We start from the raw sequence: 17,827 nt of genomic DNA, 5'->3' as shown, positions 1-17,827 counted from the left end.
AGGACGGCCCCGGATGGAACGACTACAGGTTCAGGCGCGGCAGGTAGCTACCCGGAATGATGCCGAACACCGCGAGGGCGATCATGATCAGCAGGATGATGAACAGCACGCGGACGATACCGGCAATAGGCGCCGGCAACGGCAGCAGGGTGACCAGCCACCAGATTAGTCCGAGGATGACCAGGTAGACGATGAGGTTGACGATGATATCCATTATTTTTCCTTTTCTGTTCTACAGCGATATATGTCAAAAAGACAAATCCAGAATAGCGCGACTCGGGCTGCTCGACTGTACGGTAGAGCACATATCAGCTTAGCATCTGGGCGGCAATCCGGTACGATAGGGATTGTCATTTTTACTGAACAAGGAGACGCCATGATCCAAGCTGGCCGCAGGACCCTGATGTGCGTTGCTGCCGCATGCGCAGCGCTGGCAAGCGCGAACGCGCTGGCCCAACTGGCGCCAAGCGACGCGCCGCGGTCCGTGAAAGGATGGCGCGCGGTAGCCGTTGCCGGCGGGCTGGACCAGCCCTGGGGCATGGCGTGGCTGCCGAACGGCAAGCTGCTGGTGACCAGCAAGAAGGGCAGGCTGCACATCCTGAATGGATCGCGCTTCGACAACGTGCCGATGGAAGGGTTGCCGGAAGTGTTCACCGGCGGGCAGGGCGGCCTGCTCGACATCGCGCTGCACCCGGCCGACAAGGCCAATCCGCGCGTCTACATGACGCTGTCGACCGGCACCAGCGAGGCCAACCGCACGACGCTGGTGCAAGGCGTCTTCGACGGCAAGCGCGTGCATTCGATCAAGAAGATTTTCCAGGTCCAGCCGGACAAGAGCGGCGGCCAGCACTTCGGATCGCGCCTGCTGTGGCTGCCGGACGGTAGCCTGTTGATGAGCATCGGCGACGGCGGCAACCCGCCCCAGCGCATCGGTTCGATGCTGGCGCGCGATCAGGCCCAGAACCTGGCCAGCCACCAGGGCTCGATCCTGCGCCTGACCGACCAGGGCAAACCGGCCGCGGCCAATCCGCTGGCGGCCAGGGACGGCGCGCTGCCGGAGATCTGGAGCTACGGTCATCGCAATATCCAGGCGCTGGCGCGCGATGCGGCCAGCGGACGGGTGTGGGCGACCGAACACGGTCCGCGCGGCGGGGACGAGCTCAACCTGATTGAAGGCGGCGGCAACTACGGCTGGCCGCTGCAAAGCTACGGCGCCGACTACCGCACTGCGGAGCCTGTGGGCGTGAAGGTGGTGCCGGGCATGACGGGGCCGAAGGTCGCGTGGGTGCCGTCGCCGGCGCCGTCCGGCCTGGCGTATTACACCGGCATGCATTTCCCGCAATGGCGCGGCAGCCTGTTCAGTGGCGGGCTGGCGGCGCAGGATGTGCGCCGTGTTGCGCTCGACAAGGACGGCAATGTGACGAAGCAGGAGCGGCTGGAGATCGGCAAGCGCGTGCGCGATGTGAAGCAGGGGCCGGATGGGTATTTGTACCTGCTGACCGATGCGGCGGACGGGCAGTTGCTGCGGATCGAGCCGGCGAAGTAAACCGGTTCCGGGCGGACCAGGCTATTCCACCGGCATCCGCCGCACCGCGCGGGCGTGCCCCCTGAACGCCCGCCCGTACACCGTCTGTATCCCACTCGCGAAATTCTGCCCCCACACCAAATGCGGGTGGCCGGCCTGCGGTTCGCGCGACCAGTACCACTCGCGCTCGAACTGTTCCTTCAGGTTGGCGAACAGCAGCGACAACTCCCGGCGCGTCGGCAATTCTCCCCCCAGCGCCCTGGCCCAACTCGTCGCTGGGGCCCAACCCGCCTCGGCAACCTCGCCGCCCATCAACACCAGGTGGTGATCGGGCTCACCGTCCTTTCCCAAAATTAATCCCGCGTAGTGCTCTCCCTCCCCAAGCGTGTCTCTGACGTGTTTGTTGTCGCTCATGGGTGCGGTCTCCGCGAGTGAATGGGCCTAGCACTCAGACAATGGCGCGCCGGACTAGTTGCAGCTTTCTGTTCATTTTCTATCGGGAAAAAGTGTTTAGCTTTTTGATACTGCATGGAAATTTATCTTGGAAAACGTTGAACTAAGGCAGTTTCCACAGCTCAAAGCTTACTCATGTCTTCTTTAAAGGTAGGAACCATTTTGATGATCAAGCTCACCACTATCGCCCCGGATCTCCGTATCAATGCTTTGCTGTGCTGCAGCGCTGCCGTCTTGCTGACTGCCGCCGCTTCCGCCGCCGCAGCGCCGGACGCATTCGACATCCAGGGCTACAACGGTGGCGCGGTAGCCGATGTCTCCGCAACCCAAACTGAAGTAGCGCCAGCCTCGACCCCGCTGAGCCGCCGCGGCGTGCGCAATGCGCCGGCCGTCGCCAGCCCGGCGCCGGCCCCATCCGTGGCCACGGCCGTCACGCCAGTCACCAGCTACAACTATTACGTTTCGCCTACCGGCAACGACGCCGCCGCCGGCACCAAGGCGGCGCCGTTCCGCACGCTGGCGCGCGCCGTCAAGGCGGTACGCCCGAACAGCACCGTGTTCGTTGCCCCGGGCACCTACTCGGGAGGCTTCCGCAACACCATCTCGGGCACGGCGAGCGGCCGTATCTACTTTGTGTCGACCACCAAGTGGGGCGCGAAAATCGTGCCGCCTGCTAACTCGACCGGCGACGTCGCATTCGACAACCGCGGCAGCTATGTGGACATCATCGGCTTCGAAGTCAACGGCAGCGCCATCCAGTCCGGCACCAAGTGGCGCTATGGTATCTACAACGGCGGTTCCTACGATTCGATCCGTGACAACTACGTCCACCACATCGCCAAGACCATCCCGTGCACCAGCGGCGGCGGTTCGGCGATCGGCGCGGACAGCTACTACAAGGGCGTCAAGGCAGACATCGTTTCGAACGTCGTTCACGACATTGGCCCGACCGCCTGCCACTTCGTCCAGGGTATCTACATGAGCACTTCGGGAACGATCAAGAACAACGTGGTATACCGGGTTGCCGAAGCGGCGATCCACCTGTGGCACGATGCGAACAACGTCATCATCACCAACAACACGGTGACCTCGTCGGGCACCGGCATCATCGTTGGCGGCGGCGACTACTACTTCACGACCGCGGGCGCGAACAACGTCCACGTGTACAACAACATCGTGTACGACAACAAGTACGGCATCTCGGAGCAGGGGCGTACCGGTACCAGCAACACCTACCGCAACAACCTGGTGTACCAGAACACCTACCCGTGGACCTTGAAGAACGGCCTGAAGCACACCGGCACCGTGGCAACCGTGCCAGGTTTCACCTCGTACAGCCGCACAGGTACGCAGAACCTGAAGATCACCTCGGGCTCGGCAGCAGTTGCCCGTGGAACGTCGACCTACGCGCACCCGACCGACGTCGTCGGCCGCCCGCGCAACAGCAGCACAGGTTTCGACATCGGCGCCTACCAGCACTAAGCATCGGCTTTCATCCGATGAATGGAAAGGCAGCTCTTCGGAGCTGCCTTTTTTGATCCAGGCCCTGCCCGATGTGATGATCCCGGCAAGCAGAAATGGCGCGGATGCGGAGGCGCGTACGCCTTTTGATTGCGGCCGGGTGTTGTATGGGTGACATTGCAGCGTAAAAAAACAGTATCCCAGCGACGACATGTAATGCTTCAGTGCTTGGCTTTTATTGTGCCATGCAGCATCATCTAGATTGCTACCAAGGACTGGCCAAGCCGTCGTTTTAACGCGTTGTCGATGATGAGAGAAATGGTATGAAACTGGCCAACATGAAGATTGCAATTCGTATTTACTTGCTCGGAACTATGTTTTTCGCCGCGATGCTGGTCATTGGCGCAGTCGGCTGGAACGCGCTGCGGACCTCCGGCGCGCACGGCGCCGAAACGGTCCAGCGGGTCGTGCTGCTTGGCGATGCCGTCGACACGGCCCGCGCCGCACAAGTGGATTTCAAGATTCAGGTACAGGAGTGGAAGAACATCCTGCTGCGCGGCGGCGATCCGGACCAGTTTGCCAAATACCGCGACGCTTTCCAAAAGCAATCGAAAGCAACCCGCACCCAGCTGGAGAACACTGCGACGCTGCTGGGCACGCTCGGATTGCAAACGCCCTTGATGGCCGAGGCAATTGCCGCTCATGACAAGCTCGATAAGAACTACATGGGTGCGCTGGAAAAATACGATGCCGCCAATCCGGACGCGCACAAGGTCGTCGATGCGCTGGTCAAGGGCTCGGATCGCGAGCCAACCAAAAAAATCGATGAAATCGTCGCCTTCATCCGCGCCCAGTCGGTCGCCATGACCGCCGCGATGCAGGCGGAGCAGGAAACCGTGCAAAACACCTCGCTGCGCTGGCTGGTCCTCGCGATGGCTGCGGCGCTGTTCTCCGGCACCGTCTTCATGGTCTGGCTCGGTCGCAGCATCACCCGTCCGCTGGGCGAGGCCGTATCGATCGCACGCACGGTGGCGTCGGGCGACCTGTCGCAACACATTTCGGTCGCCAGTACCGATGAAGTGGGCATCTTGCTGCAGGCACTTAAGGATATGCAGCACAACTTGTCGGCGCTGGTGGTCCAGGTCCGCTCCGGCACCGATGCGATTGCCCACGCGTCGACCGAGATCGCGAATGGCAACTTCGATCTGTCGGCCCGCACCGAGGAACAGGCGGGCTCGCTGGAGGAAACCGCCTCGGCGATGGAAGAACTGACCAGCGCCGTCAGGCAGAACGGCAACAGCGCCGACGAGGCCAGCAAGCTGGCGGCGACCGCCTCCGCAGTCGCGGTGCGCGGCGGGGCGGCGGTCGCACAGGTGGTTGAGACGATGGGATCGATCAACGAATCGTCGCGCCGGATTGTGGACATCATCTCGGTGATCGACGGCATCGCCTTCCAGACCAACATCCTCGCGCTGAACGCGGCAGTGGAAGCCGCGCGCGCCGGTGAACAGGGGCGCGGTTTTGCCGTGGTCGCGGGCGAAGTGCGCAACCTGGCGCAGCGCTCGGCCGCGGCGGCGAAGGAGATCAAGGAACTGATCGGCGATTCGGTTGCGAAGGTGGCGACGGGCAGCAAGCTGGTCGGCGATGCAGGCAGCACGATGGAAGAAGTGGTGGCGAGCGTCCAGCGCGTCACGGCGATGATTTCCGATATCGCCATGGTCAGCGCCGAGCAAAATGCCGGCATCGGCCAGGTCAACGAGGCGATCTCGCAGATGGATGGCGCCACCCAGCAGAACGCGGCGCTGGTGGAGGAGGCGGCCGCAGCGGCCGAATCCTTGCGCCGGCAGGCCGCTGAACTCGCGCATGCGGTGAGTGTGTTCAAGACCTCCGGGCAGCAGCACCTTGGCGCTCGCCCGGCAAAAACGGTGCGTGCCCCGCTGCTTGGCGCCGTCCGGACCTAGGCTGTGCCGGCCGGCGCCGCCAGCCGGCGCAATCCTTCCAGCTCCGTCGCCGCGATCGGCACGCCATCGCGCTCCGACGCGGCGCGCTGGAGATAGCGCCGTTCGCCCGGCTGGCGTTCCTGGCCCGCAGCCCTCATCTCGCGCACCAGCGTCTCGATGCGCGCCGCAAAACCATTCCCCGCCTGCCGTGCCGGATCGATGACGATCAAGAGCTGGCCGGTGCGCGGCGTCTGCGCGCCCGGGTGGCCGGACCAGTTGAATTCGAACGAGAAATTGCCGCCAGTCAGAGCCGCGGCCAGGATTTCAACCATCATCGACAACGCCGAGCCCTTGTGTCCGCCGAATGGACAAAGCGCGCCGCCGTCCAGCACTGCCGCCGGCGTGCGGGTTGGCTTGCCTGCGCGGTCCACGCCTACACCCTCGGGCAAGGACTGACCCTCGCGGGCGGCGATCTGCACATCGCCGTGGGCCATCGCGCTGGTGGCCAGGTCGAACACGAGCGGATCGGCGCCGGCGCGCGGGGCCGCGAAAGCGATCGGGTTGGTGCCGAACAAAGCGTGCTGGCCGCCGTGGGGAACGACGCACGCCATGCTGTTGACGAAAGCCAGTGCTACCAGGCCGTCACGGGCGAACGGCTCGACATCCGGCCACAGCGCCGAAAAGTGATGTGAATTGTGGATCGCCAGCAGGGCAATGCCGTTGGCGCGGGCCTTGGCCGTGACCAGCGCCCGCGCGGCGGCAAGTGCGGGCTGGGCAAAGCCGTTCATCGCGTCGACGCTGACGTAGCCGGGCGCGGCGTCGGTCACGACCGGGACCGCCTTGGCGTCGACCCAGCCGCTGGCCAGCGTGGCGAGGTAGCCCGGGATGCGAAAGGTGCCGTGCGATTCGGCGCCGTCGCGCTGCACGCTGGCGCAGTTGTCGGCAAGGATAGCCGCGACCTCGGGCGACGCGCCGTGACGCTCGAAGATGCTGGCCAACAGGCCGTGCAGTTCAGCGAACGGTACCAGGGCACGCTCGCGCTGTGGTGTTTGCATGACAGTATCCTTGACCTGGTTGCGGTAGTTTATCTGGCGCCGGTGGCTCAGGCGGGCCCTTCAGCTGGAAACGTGAGGTCGGTCGCAATACGGTTGCGGCCGCCTTGTTTGGCCGCGTACAGGCGTTGATCTGCCCGGGCTATCAGGCCTTCACGAGTGAGGCTGGCATCCCTGGCGGCATCGAAAGTATAAACGCCGCCGCTAAGGGTGACCACGCCCTGCGGATTATCGGCATGGTCGATGCCCAGTTCGACAAGGCCCGCGCGCATCCGTTCGGCGATCTTGATTGCGCCATCTTTCCGGGTGTCGGGCAGCAGCACGGCGAACTCTTCGCCGCCGTAACGCGCGGCCACGTCAGCCGGGCGCCCGAGCGAGGCCAGCAGGAGCGAGCCGACCATCCTCAGGCATTCGTCGCCCGCCACGTGGCCGTAGCGGTCGTTGAATTTCTTGAAGTAATCGACATCCACGATGATCAGCGACAGCGGCGCGCCCGACCGGCGCGCCCGGCTCAGCTCTCGGGCCAGCACCGCGTCCAGGGTGCGGCGGTTGGCCAGCCCGGTCAGGCTGTCGACGCTGGCGAGGGTGCGCAGCTCGGCGTTTTTCGCTTCGAGCGTGGTGCCGGCGAGCGACAGCTCGTGCTCGAGCCTGTCGCGAAGGACGATCTGGCCAACCAGGCGTTTTCCCAGCCACCCAATGAACAGGATCGCCGCCAGCGAACCCACCGCCAGCGCGCCCGTCGAGCGGTACCACTCGGCCAGGATCTCGTCTTTCGACTGGGCGCTGCCGACGATCAGCGGGAAGGTATCCAAATGGCGGTAGCTGTAGAGGCGTTCGACCTGGTCGATTTTCGAGCGCAGCATGGCGCTGCCAACCGGACCATTTTCGCGGTACAGCTTGAATACAGGGCCGTTAAGCTTGGTTCCAGGCAGTGTGGCGTTGAAAGGGCGCCGATAGACCAGCGTGCCGTCGTCGAGCGTGAGGAAAATCACGCCGGACTGGCCGACGTCGAAGCTGTCATACAACTCGGCAAAGAAGTCGACGCGCATCGTTCCCAGCACAACGCCGGCGAACGAGCCGTCGGCATTTTCCAGCCGGCGCGAGACCGGCAGGATCCAGACGCCGGTGGACTTGCTTTTGACCGGGGCGCCGATGTGGACGCGGCCGTCGGTATTTTTCAAGTGGTGCTGGAAATACTCGCGGTCGGAATTGTTGCCTTGTATCGGAGTCGCCAGGGAGCTGACAATCCAGCTGCCATCGGGGCCGTAGACGAACAGGCCGTGCAGTTCGGGCACCGTCCGGACCGTGTCCATCAGGTACCCGCGCAGCCGTGCGGAAGTGGCGCCGCCCGGGTCGTTTTCGATGCGTTCGACCACGCTGGCGAGCACCGTGTCCACGATGCGGATCGAACCTTCCCCCTGGGCCGCCAGCGCCCGCGCCATGTTCGAGGTGGCGGATCGGGTCTCGGCCAGCCGTGCCTCATACGACGACCACGCGTGATGCAGCTGCGCCGCCACCAGCAGGAGCAGCGCGAGCGCCAGCACTCCCGCAGCGAGCGCGGCGGCGGGACGCTTGCGCGCGTTCAGGCGGGTGATGCTGTGCGGATCGGGAGTCGAGTACATGTTTGCAACGGTAGCATGCGGAATTCGGGATCAGGATAGCTTTCCCGTCCAGGTATGTCCACACAGCAATGTGATTGCCGAGTGATACTCGGCCAAAAACCACACTCTTTGTTGAAAGTTATTTGCGGATGCAAACAAAATTGAACTACGGCACGCCACAACTGCTGATATCTTTGCTTCCTCACAGAATGACTTTTTCCCGTCCGGTGTCGGGTTTGGCGCATTTTCGGACAATCTCCATGTGTGACAAATTGTGATAATTTTCTACCAGTCATTAATGCATAATGCTGTGAATCAATCAATCAAGCTACGAACGAATATGAACGACACGAGTGTGAAGACTGCTAGCTGCGGAAACATTTCTGCTGAGCCGGGCCGCGATGCAGTATGGTGTCGAGAGCGCCTTCGTCTTGCTGTAGCAGCATCAGGAACGAAGTTGGAGTCCGCCGGTGACAACTTTTCCCAGGAAACCGTGAGAAATTATTTGCGCGGGGATGGGTTGGGACAGCAATTGCGTCGGCTCGAGGCTATTCTTCCGGCGCAAGCAAACGACGCTGCGCGTCAAGTGATGACTGCCGGGAAGCAAGCGTTAGTAGAGCTTGCAGGCGATAGCCCGCTTACTGAAGACGGAAAATTTGGCCTAGAAGCGCTTATCCTTTTGACTGGCCGACCGGTGCTAAAGACCGTCAACGGAGATATTAATTTGAATGACCCGCGCGCTAGTGAATGGCGCGATAGGTTTTATCTGCTACAGAGACCACCGGGCGACCTCGCTCAGCGAATTGCCGCTGTAGGGCGAGTTGATTCCCATGGCCGCCATGTTGGGACCGGTTTTGTTGCAGGGGCCGGGCTAATCCTAACAAATCGCCACGTGATTCAGGCGTTCGCCGAACCAATCGCCGGTACGAATGAGTGGCATCTGGACGCGGAAGTGACTATCGATTTCGCAGATGCGCCGAACGGGATTAATATTGCGTCGCGCTTCCGCATATTACGGATAGTGGCGGCAGGACCACACGTTATCGGCAATCGTGGACAGAACGGATTAACCGCCCTCGATGCAGCCCTACTGCAGGTGGAGTCGATCAACGAAGCAGGAACAACGCTTCCACTGCCGGTGCCGTTAAGCCCGCACGAAAATCTGCTCGGTGCGCTGGGCGAATTGGTCGTGATCGGTTATCCGGCTCGTCCGGGCAATTTACCAACAGGGGTGGACGGTAGTATCGATGCGGCGGTGGTAGCGCGTCTGGGTGAATTATTCGACGAATACGGCGTGCGAACGGTTGCCCCGGGAGCGCCCGGGTGGCAGAAGTGGACGGACGGGGGCTGGGCATTTGAACACGATGCGACCACACTCGGCGGCTCGTCCGGGTCGTGTGTCTTGTCGTTTGATGGGCAAGCCGTCGGCTTGCATTTTGGTGGCGCGTGGCTGCGCACTAACTATGCACACGGATTGGCACGCCTGCGAAACACCAACACTTTCCTTTCGACTGATAAGCTGGCGTGGACGGTTCGGTGAAGGTTGCACCTGACTTTACGCGGTTAGGGAAATCGGTTCAGATACCGGAGCGTTTTGCTGAAATATATGACCCGCTCGCGCAACGGCACGGGGGATATCTGTTCATCGTGGTTCCCTACCTCTTCGACGGATCTCCGGATTGGACCCCGTTCGCGTATGCCTTCGCCCATGCTTATGAGCAGGGCTGGTTCCCAGAACTTCTCAATGCGCTAGTCGAACACGGCACACTAACGCCCCCTGAAGCCAACTCTTCGTATCGCTTTGAAGGGCAAGCAATCCTCAAGCCCACAGCTGGGATGCCACTCGTAGCAGAATCGGCTGCCGGGCTAGCTCGTGCCTCATCTCGCGTCTGCCTGATCAAAGTAGATGGCAATGACGGTGTCACCTGGGGAACTGGGTTTCTAGTTGGGCCCCAAGTCGTCTTGACAGCTCACCACGTTATCAGACCATTGTTGCTACCGCCGGACCACGCAAAGCCGTCGCCGGATAGCGCGTCTCGATTGACATTAACATTCGATTATCTAAGAAGGGGAATTGGAAGGGAGGAGCGTGTCGCGAGGGACTGGTTGCTAGCCTACAGTATGCAGCATGCGGACGAGTCCAATGACACGGTGCCCTTTGGCCTTACGGATGGATTACTCGATTTTGAAAGCTGCCTCGATTTCGCTGCGCTTCGGCTGGCCCGCCCGTTGGGTCGCGAACGGGGATATTACAATATTGCCGAGAGTCGACTGCCCCGACTGAACGAAGCAGTCGTAGTTGTGCAGCATCCAGCTTCCGATCCGATGAGATGTGCCGACGGCGTCGCTGGGGAATTATGGCCTGAAAACATCCGGACCCGTCTGCCCCACGACGCAAATACTATGCCTGGATCCTCAGGCGGCATCGTGCTGGATGAGGCTTACCGCCCGATAGGCTTGCATCAAGGCTGCATAAAACAAAACGGTCACATAGTTTCAAACGTTGCGGTTCCGACCCAACGGATCGCATCCCTCAATCTGCCGCTCGCCATAACGGAAGGAATGGATCCGCTTTGGCAGGTCGAGGCAAACCGACAACCGGTCTTCGGTCGTGGCCGCTTGCAGGAAATGATTCACGATGCGCTAACGGGCAACTTGCGAGTGATAGTGATAACAGGCGCGTCAAAGAGCGGCAGATCGTTCAGCGCCCAGATTCTCCGTCAGCGCGTGCTGCATTCCGGCGATATTGTCGTGCTGGCGTCGGCAAGAACCTTGCCCCTCGATGTAAGCCAGCTCGCGGAGAATTGGTTGCATTTGGCCGGTGGGTCTGGCGAACAAAGTGCTCAGTTGCCGCTGTACACAGAGGCCGACAGCGCGCTGCCTGCGTGGTTTCGTGATCACCTTATACCCGCCTTCATGCGCGCCCTTGAACAGGCGCTGGACGGGAAGCGCTTATGGATCGTCCTCGACGATCTCGATTCTGCCACGCTTCCACCCGGGGGAACTGCTTTGTTCATAGAACATCTTGTGCAGCGCGCGTCACACCACGCCCAACTCCGCCTCATGCTTGTCGGCGGCGCTGATACCGGAAATATCCCGTACGCCGTCGTCGCGCAAGATGAGATCGGGTCGGTAACTGTGAATGATGTCCGCGTGACGGCGAGGCTCGAACTGGTAGCTCGGCGCGGGTACGCAGCGCCAGAAACAGTTAATGTGATCGCCGATGCGGTGATGGCGGCTGGCCCCAACGACGATTGCGGGCGGATGGCCGAGATGTATCGGAAGCTGATGGACCGGCAGTTCGAGGCGACCCAATGATTACTCGCATCAATGTGGCGGACGCCGACAAGGAGCAACTCGCCGCGTTCGAGGAGAAAGTGGTTTTCGCTGAATCATTTGAGCCTCGAACGCTGTTCGGAAATGGCCGTTCTTTCGACCTAACATTGATGACAGCGTTTTCCCTTCACTGTGAGCCTGTACTGGCACCTCAGTCAGCGATGCGCTGGACTTTGCAATCGGACGTACGTATCGCCGTTTTACAACGACTCAGTGCACGCAACGCGTTACTGACGTTAGCAGGTATTGCGCCAACGTTCGTCAACGGTTTCGGCCTTTGGATGCTACGACTACTGCGACGGGAAGAAATCGATGTGGAGACCTTGTCAATTGCGGAACAGACGAAGTTGCGCACTGCGGCGCAATTTCTGCATGCTTTCCTCCCTACAGGCGTAAGCGATCGGTTAGAAAGCCAAATGGAGTGGGCGCAGACTAAACGCGCGCTGCGTGTTGCCCTTCCTACAGGATTGGTGGGACGCGGGACATTGTTGCGAAAGTTAATGCAATGGGTCACGGCTGACCCGTCAGCCGTCGGCAGTTTTGGCGAATCAAGGCCCCGCGCGAATGTCGTCCTAGTTACCGGCGTTGGAGGGAGCGGCAAGTCCGCGCTACTGGCCGAGCTAGTGTTACGCCACAGCGAGCGGTTCGATCGTCCAACAGTGTGTCTGGATTTTGATTCGCCGAGTCTTGCGATACCACGGGCAGACCGGCTAATGATCGCCTTTGCACGACAATTGGCCATGCATTACCCCGAACACGCGCGACCGTTGCGCCAGTTCGCGCGCGAGCTTGAACGTTTCCTAGGCGCGGGACAATCCAGTTCCAACTCATATCGCGAGTTGGCTACTATGACGAGTATTGTCCGCTCTGCATGGGAAAAATTCTGTGCCGAGTTCGGCCTTGGCGAGCTGCCGACGGTGCTGGTTCTTGACACGTTTGAGGAGGTGCTGATACGGGGTGACGCTGAACTTGTTTTAGTCGAGCAGTGGATCAAGTCTCTGGTTTACGAGTATGGTTTCGCACAACTTTCGATAGTCGTGAGTGGAAGGACACTCCCACTTGACCTATTTAGCCAAGTGGCAGGATCTGAGCCTCGAACGATTGACGTAGGTGACCTCCCGTCACGCTCAGCAGCTAAATTTCTTCGTATGCAGGCTGACGATCAACTTTCGGTGGGGCAAGCTCGGGGCTTGGTCGAGCGCCATGGGGGTAATCCCCTAATGCTAAGGCTTCTCGGACGCCTTGTGCGGGACGGCGAGCAGCATCTCGCTGTAGATCGCTTAGGTCGCAACGCTGCACAGAGTTTCCTTTATGATAGGATCCTAAAGCGACTCCGAACAACCGATCCGATTGTTGCTGACTTAGCCCATCCCGGATTGGTTCTTCGCCGAATCACCCCGAGTATTATTCGTGAGGTTCTTGCAAGGCCCCTTGGGTTGGGACCGCTTGGTGAGGAGCGGTCGCGAGGGTTGTTCAACGAACTGGCCCGGCAGGTATGGTTGGTTGAGCCCAGCAGTTCACCAGACGTGCTCTTCCATCGCAAGGACTTGCGCCGTCTTATGCTTCGGTTGATGTACGACAGCGACCGCTGCCACCAACTGGCGGCTGTGCACTGGGCCGCGGTTGATTATTATTCCAGCGGGAAAGCCTTGGAGCTCGATAGCGAGAGCGCGCAACTCGAGGCCAATTACCATCTTCTGTTCGTCCGCGACCCGGAACTTGAATATACCAAGGCAATTGCTCTGGTTCGATCCCTCGGCGCGGACATTGAGTGCCTACCTACCGCACGTTCAGCCCGGTTGCGCCAACAGGCCAGGGTGGATCTCACTGATGAGGAATTAGATACGTTGGGGCCGCGGGAGCGCGAACTCGAACAAGAGCGACACCGTTCCCGGATGTACAAAGTCGCGGCGGAATCCGCCGTCGCACTTACTTCGTCAATTCATGAGCGAATCGGGCTGAGCGGTGCCGACATTGAATATTTATTCGCTCAAGGGGACTGGCGCGGGATCACCACACATGCGCACACTTTCCTAACCGAGCATTTGACCAATTCTATCGGCTTGGAAGGTGAAGCGAGCTCTCTCGTCGAATCTAACTTATGGAAGGTGTGCTTGGCATTCTTGTTTGATACAAGCACAATTGACGGCGAGATATTGCCCACGCAGCGACTTCTCACGAGCGAGGCCGAACGTCTAGGGAGGGCGCCCTTTGTCTTGGATCGGCGCTATCGTATAAGTGCGGTCGAAGCGTTCGAGGCGGCGGCAGGCCTTTTCCGGCGCGGGGGGCAGCAGAATTTCACTGCAGTTTGGGATCGCGCGGAAACGCTAAGTTCTATTGACGAGGTTCGGCTTTGGCTCTTACGTCCTTTAGCGCCGGGCGCGCGCCAGGCGGCTGCAGCCGAACTGCGTGTCCACCCGAGTGTTTTCCGGTTTCTCTCTCAAGAGTTTGAAGCCGCACTCCATGATCTAAGCAACCCGGCCGGAATAAATGACCAAATGCGTACATGGGCCGATGAGATTCACTACCTTGTGTCGGCGGGGCCATCGTTGGAAGTAATTGCGTCCCTAATGCTAAACGCTCGGCCGCTTAGCTTTGCCGGAAACGCTTCTGCTATCCGTAAGCTTGGTGGATTCATGCTTCCCGAGCTATACCCGGTGTGTCGGCAGGCATTACGAGAGGTTCCTTCGGATGTACTCTTGGAATTCGCCACGGCGGAAGCGGCGGCGGATGCATTCTGGCCCAGGGACGTCGCCGGGCCGGTTTTTAAGACACAATTGGACATCGACCTTGGTCGGGGCATTAGCGTCTTGCTAGAAGTTTCTGACCGGATGGGCCGCGTGCCTGCCTTGTTACGTTTCGGTATGCGGCATACGGAAGACACGCGGCCTCTACGGCGCGCATTGCAGGCGTGGCGACGCCTAGAACGCCGCCTTTCGCCTCCCGTTTGACCTTCTGAAAGAAAGTAACGATGGCCCGTTCCCCCTTTATCAAGGAGCAAAGTGCGATTCACGCTGATTCTGGAGATGAGTTGAGTCGAGTCCCTAGCGCCTGAAGAGGACAAAAAATCACTCCGGGACGAAGTAGGGGCGACCGGGTCCTTACGGCCTCAAGAGATTAGGAGATCCGCAGGAATGGGGGTGGTATTAATGTCACAAGCTGCTGGTGCCCGGAGCCGGAATCGAACCGGCACGCCCTTACGAGCACGAGATTTTAAGTCTCGGGTGTCTACCAGTTTCACCATCCGGGCAGCGGCCAAGATTCTAGCACATCAGGCAACGAGTGCAGGGCACTTTCCGCCACTTTAGCCCTAACGCAAGATGGTGTACGATGCGTGGCGCACGCGTGCGGGTTCGCGTGCCCGAACCATCAAGGATAAGCATTGAACATTAAGATCAACGAGGAACTGCGTTCCTTTGTCGACCCGCTCGCCGCCATCGAATACGCTGCGCTCGAACGCAGCCTGCTGGCTGAAGGCTGCCGCGACGCGCTGGTGCTGTGGGGCGACACCCTCATCGACGGCCATAACCGCTACGAGATCTGCCAGCGCCACGGCATCGAATTCAAGACCGTACAGAACACCACCTTCGCTTCGCTCGAAGACGTCATGCTGTGGATGATCGATAACCACCTGGCGCGGCGCAGCGTATCGGACTACCAGCGCGGCGTGCTCGCCCTGCGCAAGAAGAACATCGTGTCGACCCGGATGATGCAGCGCGCCGGGCAGCCCGCTGCGGCGGACGAGGGCGAAGCAGCGAAGGTGCCGGAAGCGCCGCCATGGAACACGCGCGAAGACATCGCCAAGGCGGCGCGCGTGTCGAGTAATACCATCAGCCAGATCGAACGCATCCAGAAGGCTGCGACGCCGGAACTGGTGGAGGCGGTCCGCGCCGGCACCATCTCCATCAACGCGGCCGCCAACGTCGCCCAGCTTCCGGAAGCGATGCAGGTTGCCGCGGTCGCGGGCGGCCGCAAGGAACTCCAGCAGGCAGCGCGCCAGGTGCGCGAGCAGAAGGCCGCCACTCGCCCGCGCAGGGAGCCGAAGGAGGATGGCGACGCTGACGCTGGCGAACCTGCCGACGCCGAAACCCAGCTGCGCGCCCAGGTCGCCGTGCTGCGCGCGCGAGTCGATGAACTGAGCGCCGAGAACAGGGCGCTGCGCGAACAACTCGGTTCGCAGGGCTAAGCAGCACAACAAAAAACGAAAAACAGGAGACCGCCCGATGTCCAGCAAACGCTTCCTCTTCACCGCCTTGTTCGCGTGCGCCGCCCTCCAGCCGGCGATTGCCGCGCCTTACGATGCGTCGATGGTCGTCAAGGCCAGCAGCGAAGCGGATGTCGCGCGCTGGAACAAGCTGGCGCAGCGCGTCACCATCATGCGCGACAAGTGGGGCATTCCCCACGTATTCGGCAAGACCGACGCCGACGCGGTATTTGGCCTGATGTACGCGCAGGCCGAGGACGACTTCAACCGGGTCGAGCTCAATTTCATCAATGCGATGGGACGCCTGGCCGAGGTCGAGGGCGAAGCGCAGGTCTGGCGCGACCTGCGCATGAAGCTGTACATCGACCCCGCCGACATGAAGGCGAAGTACGCGGCCAGCCCGGCATGGCTGAAGAAGCTGATGGACGCATGGGCCGATGGCCTGAACTACTACCTGCATACGCATGCCGAACTAAAGCCGAAGCTGATCACCCGGTTCGAGCCGTGGATGGCGCTGTCGTTCAGCGAAGGCAGCATCGGCGGCGACATCGAAGAGATCGACCTGAAGCAGCTGGAACAACTGTACGGCAAGCTGCCCAAGCCGGTGCAGGTGGCCGGCAAAGGCTTCGACGAGGAACCGCGCGGCTCCAATGGCTTTGCGATCGCGCCGAAGCTGAGCGCGTCCGGCAAGGCGCTGCTGCTGATTAATCCGCACACCTCGTTTTACTTCCGTCCCGAAGTCCATGTCGTCAGCGAAGAAGGCCTGAACGCATACGGCGCGGTCACGTGGGGCCAGTTCTTTGTTTACCAGGGCTTCAACGAACGGGCGGGGTGGATGCATACCTCCGGCGGCGGCGACGTCATCGACGAATACCTCGAAACCGTGGTCCAGAAGGACGGGAAGTACTTCTATAAGTACGACGGCAAGGAGCTGAGGGTAAGAGAAGTGCCGATCGCGCTGCCGTACAAGACGGCGTCCGGCATGGCCAGCAAAACCGTCACGGCGTATTTTACCCATCACGGTCCGGTCGTGCGCGAGCTTGACGGCAAGTGGGTCGCGGTGAAGATGATGGACGAGCCGCTCAAGGCGCTCACCCAGTCGTACACGCGCACCAAGGCCCGGAGCTACAAGGACTTCTACAAGTCGATGGAGCTGCGCACCAACTCGTCGAACAACACGGTCTACGCCGACGCGGACGGGAACATCGCTTACTTCCATGGTAACTTCCTGCCGAAGCGCGATCCGCGCTTCGACTGGAGCAAGCCAGTCGACGGCAGCCTTGCCGCCACCGAGTGGAAGGGCCTGCACGCGATCAGGGAAACCATCACGCTGTTCAATCCCGCCAACGGCTGGATCCAGAACACCAACAACTGGCCATTCCGTTCGGCCGGCTATGCCAGCCCGAAAGAATCGGCCTATCCGAAGTACATGTGGTCCCTGCCCGAGAATGCGCGCGGCCTGCATGCGCTGCGCGTCCTCGAAAACAAAAAGGACTTCACGCTCGAGAGCCTGATCTCGTCCGCCTACGATAACTACCTGACCGGCTTCGAGCCGCTGCTGCCGCAACTGGTCAAGGCCTGGGACGATGCCGATGCCGGCAATCCGCTCAAGGCGCAGCTGGCCGCGCAGGTTGCGGCCTTGCGCGGCTGGGACCTGCGCTATTCGGTGGAATCGGTTCCGACCTCGCTGGCGATCTACTGGGCGCAGGACCTGGTCAAGCGTAACGGGCCGATGGCGCGCGCGCAGGGCATCCCGGTCCTCGATTACATTACGGCCCACGGCACCGCGCAGGAGCGGCTGGAGGGGCTGGCACGCGCGTCGGCCAAACTGGAGGCGGACTTCGGCAGCTGGCAGACGCCGTGGGGCGAAATCAACCGCTTCCAGCGCGTCAGCGGCGACATCAGCCAGCAGTACGACGACGCGAAGCCAAGCTACCCGGTCGCGTTCCCGTCGGCGGTGTGGGGTTCGCTGGCGTCGTTCGGCATGGTCGCGCCGCAAACCACGAAACGCATCTACGGCGACCGTGGCAACAGCTTCGTGGCAGCGGTTGAATTCGGGCCGCGCATCCGCGCCAGGAGCATCCTGGCAGGCGGCCAGAGCAGCGATCCGGCATCGAAGCACTTCGCCGACCAGGCCGAGATGTATAGCAGAGGCCAGTTCAAGGACGTGCTGTTCTATAAAGAGGACATCGAAAAGAACCTCGAACGCAAATACCACCCGGGGCAGTAGTCCGCGCTTGATATAATCCGCCCCT

General features: G+C 61.0%; 12 protein-coding genes and 1 tRNA gene. 8 read left to right on the top strand and 5 right to left on the bottom strand.

Features of this window, described 5'->3' with window-relative positions; genetic code table 11:
* Positions 1-22 precede the first annotated feature (22 nt).
* Entirely contained in the window at positions 23-214 is a 192-nt protein-coding gene (locus HHL21_RS07205; RefSeq protein WP_169464586.1) for a Thivi_2564 family membrane protein, read from the bottom strand.
* Between the two features lie 162 nt (positions 215-376).
* Here HHL21_RS07205 and HHL21_RS07200 point away from each other — a divergent pair, with 162 nt between their 5' ends.
* Positions 377-1,546: a PQQ-dependent sugar dehydrogenase gene (locus tag HHL21_RS07200; RefSeq protein ID WP_169464585.1), complete on the top strand. Its 1,170-nt coding sequence runs from the start codon at positions 377-379 to the stop codon at positions 1,544-1,546.
* 21 nt (positions 1,547-1,567) lie between these two features.
* Here HHL21_RS07200 and HHL21_RS07195 read toward each other — a convergent pair whose 3' ends face one another.
* A complete protein-coding gene (locus HHL21_RS07195; RefSeq protein ID WP_169464584.1) occupies positions 1,568-1,939 on the bottom strand; it encodes an Lcl C-terminal domain-containing protein in 372 nt (123 codons plus the stop codon).
* 204 nt (positions 1,940-2,143) lie between these two features.
* Here HHL21_RS07195 and HHL21_RS07190 point away from each other — a divergent pair, with 204 nt between their 5' ends.
* Together HHL21_RS07190 and HHL21_RS07185 are read left to right on the top strand one after the other, a co-directional pair.
* Positions 2,144-3,460: a DUF1565 domain-containing protein gene (locus HHL21_RS07190; RefSeq protein WP_229496162.1), complete on the top strand. Its 1,317-nt coding sequence runs from the start codon at positions 2,144-2,146 to the stop codon at positions 3,458-3,460.
* A 302-nt stretch (positions 3,461-3,762) separates the two neighbouring features.
* Positions 3,763-5,400, top strand: coding sequence for a methyl-accepting chemotaxis protein (locus tag HHL21_RS07185; RefSeq protein WP_169464582.1), 1,638 nt, complete (start codon positions 3,763-3,765; stop codon positions 5,398-5,400).
* Here HHL21_RS07185 and HHL21_RS07180 read toward each other — a convergent pair.
* Both HHL21_RS07180 and HHL21_RS07175 read right to left on the bottom strand, forming a co-directional pair.
* Positions 5,397-6,434 carry an Ldh family oxidoreductase gene (locus HHL21_RS07180; RefSeq protein ID WP_169464581.1) on the bottom strand — a complete coding sequence of 346 codons (1,038 nt, stop codon included), beginning with the start codon at positions 6,432-6,434 and terminating at the stop codon, positions 5,397-5,399. The genes HHL21_RS07185 and HHL21_RS07180 overlap by 4 nt on opposite strands.
* 47 nt (positions 6,435-6,481) lie before the next feature.
* Complete coding sequence (locus tag HHL21_RS07175) at positions 6,482-8,053, bottom strand: sensor domain-containing diguanylate cyclase (protein WP_169464580.1); 1,572 nt, start codon at positions 8,051-8,053, stop codon at positions 6,482-6,484.
* A 319-nt stretch (positions 8,054-8,372) separates the two neighbouring features.
* Here HHL21_RS07175 and HHL21_RS07170 point away from each other — a divergent pair, with 319 nt between their 5' ends.
* Genes HHL21_RS07170 through HHL21_RS07160 form a run of 3 tightly spaced genes read left to right on the top strand, consistent with a single transcriptional unit; the run spans position 8,373 to position 14,319 of the window.
* Complete coding sequence (locus HHL21_RS07170) at positions 8,373-9,572, top strand: trypsin-like serine peptidase (RefSeq protein ID WP_169464579.1); 1,200 nt, start codon at positions 8,373-8,375, stop codon at positions 9,570-9,572.
* Positions 9,569-11,350 (top strand): trypsin-like peptidase domain-containing protein, encoded by a 1,782-nt coding sequence (locus HHL21_RS07165; RefSeq protein ID WP_169464578.1) that lies wholly within the window; start codon positions 9,569-9,571, stop codon positions 11,348-11,350. Before HHL21_RS07170 ends, HHL21_RS07165 begins: the two co-directional genes overlap by 4 nt.
* Positions 11,347-14,319, top strand: coding sequence for a hypothetical protein (locus HHL21_RS07160; protein ID WP_169464577.1), 2,973 nt, complete (start codon positions 11,347-11,349; stop codon positions 14,317-14,319). The genes HHL21_RS07165 and HHL21_RS07160 overlap by 4 nt, the downstream gene beginning before the upstream one ends.
* Positions 14,320-14,531: 212 nt before the next feature.
* Here HHL21_RS07160 and HHL21_RS07155 read toward each other — a convergent pair.
* A tRNA-Leu gene (locus HHL21_RS07155) sits at positions 14,532-14,618 on the bottom strand.
* 132 nt (positions 14,619-14,750) lie between these two features.
* Here HHL21_RS07155 and HHL21_RS07150 point away from each other — a divergent pair.
* Entirely contained in the window at positions 14,751-15,554 is an 804-nt protein-coding gene (locus tag HHL21_RS07150; RefSeq protein WP_169464576.1) for a hypothetical protein, read from the top strand.
* A gap of 37 nt (positions 15,555-15,591) precedes the next feature.
* Positions 15,592-17,802 (top strand): penicillin acylase family protein, encoded by a 2,211-nt coding sequence (locus tag HHL21_RS07145; RefSeq protein WP_169464575.1) that lies wholly within the window; start codon positions 15,592-15,594, stop codon positions 17,800-17,802.
* Positions 17,803-17,827 lie beyond the last annotated feature (25 nt).

The organism is Massilia polaris (assembly GCF_012927275.1).
In the GTDB taxonomy this organism is placed as follows: domain Bacteria; phylum Pseudomonadota; class Gammaproteobacteria; order Burkholderiales; family Burkholderiaceae_D; genus Telluria_A; species Telluria_A polaris.
This window is presented reverse-complemented; position numbering and strand designations above follow the sequence as displayed.

Bases quoted from the DNA above. Each gene is read 5' to 3' on its own strand.
- HHL21_RS07195 (WP_169464584.1), bottom strand. From the start codon at position 1,939: ATGAGCGACAACAAACACGTCAGAGACACGCTTGGGGAGGGAGAGCAC.
- HHL21_RS07185 (WP_169464582.1), top strand. From the start codon at position 3,763: ATGAAACTGGCCAACATGAAGATTGCAATTCGTATTTACTTGCTCGGA.
- HHL21_RS07170 (WP_169464579.1), top strand. From the start codon at position 8,373: ATGAACGACACGAGTGTGAAGACTGCTAGCTGCGGAAACATTTCTGCT.
- HHL21_RS07145 (WP_169464575.1), top strand. From the start codon at position 15,592: ATGTCCAGCAAACGCTTCCTCTTCACCGCCTTGTTCGCGTGCGCCGCC.
- HHL21_RS07160 (WP_169464577.1), top strand. From the start codon at position 11,347: ATGATTACTCGCATCAATGTGGCGGACGCCGACAAGGAGCAACTCGCC.
- HHL21_RS07205 (WP_169464586.1), bottom strand. From the start codon at position 214: ATGGATATCATCGTCAACCTCATCGTCTACCTGGTCATCCTCGGACTA.
- HHL21_RS07175 (WP_169464580.1), bottom strand. From the start codon at position 8,053: ATGTACTCGACTCCCGATCCGCACAGCATCACCCGCCTGAACGCGCGC.
- HHL21_RS07200 (WP_169464585.1), top strand. From the start codon at position 377: ATGATCCAAGCTGGCCGCAGGACCCTGATGTGCGTTGCTGCCGCATGC.
- HHL21_RS07190 (WP_229496162.1), top strand. From the start codon at position 2,144: ATGATCAAGCTCACCACTATCGCCCCGGATCTCCGTATCAATGCTTTG.
- HHL21_RS07180 (WP_169464581.1), bottom strand. From the start codon at position 6,434: ATGCAAACACCACAGCGCGAGCGTGCCCTGGTACCGTTCGCTGAACTG.